We start from the raw sequence: 700 nt of genomic DNA on the forward strand, positions 1-700 counted from the left end.
AACGGATGGTTCTGGCGACCCCGCACCTCCAGATCCACATAGCTGAAAAGGGAGCCGGTCCGATCGTCGTTGCCCCGCATGCGCCATCCTCCGAATCCCTTCGGAGCCAATCGACGGCGAGCGGCTTTTTCAACGGCCTGCTAGATAGCTTCGCCCATTCCTGCCACTGATATTGATCCTGTGGCGATTAGAGCCTTGGCCGTTTCCGTTACGCCGTGTGGCGCGGTTTGAGCAACCGGCGGAGGCGCAGAGCCTTCCATCAGCACAGCGTCGGAGCCGGTTGCGGTGATGATCTTGGCATAGGCTGCCGGGGTCTGGTAGGCGAGCGAGGAATGAGGCCTCGCGGTGTTGAAGTCCTCCCGCCATTCGGCATTGGCGCTGCGGGCGTGGTCGAGGCCGAAGAACAGACTCTCGTTCAAGAGCTCGTCGCGCATGCGGCCGTTGAAAGATTCGACATAACCACTATCCGGCATGTTATTCTCGGTGCCATCGTTTGTTCGGTCGTCAGGTTTCGTTAAGCTTGGCGGATCCGGGCTTGACCAGCGATGGAGGGAACCATGCGTAGTATCGGCATGGACATACATCGCGTAGCCGCCGAGGTTGTGTCTTGCTTGATGGCAAAATCGTCAAGCTCGGCCGCGTTCAAATGCTACGCAACAAGCTCGAGGAGTTCGCCAGAGGGGGACTCACCCACGATGAT

The 700-nt window shown here is 59.1% G+C and carries 1 pseudogene; it reads right to left on the reverse strand.

Annotated elements, in window-relative coordinates:
- Positions 1–140: 140 nt before the first annotated feature.
- Positions 141–464, reverse strand: a pseudogene (locus EN780_RS36320) (transposase); the annotation flags it as partial.
- Positions 465–700 lie beyond the last annotated feature (236 nt).

The organism is Mesorhizobium sp. M4B.F.Ca.ET.089.01.1.1 (genome assembly GCF_004022605.1).
Lineage (GTDB): Bacteria > Pseudomonadota > Alphaproteobacteria > Rhizobiales > Rhizobiaceae > Mesorhizobium > Mesorhizobium abyssinicae.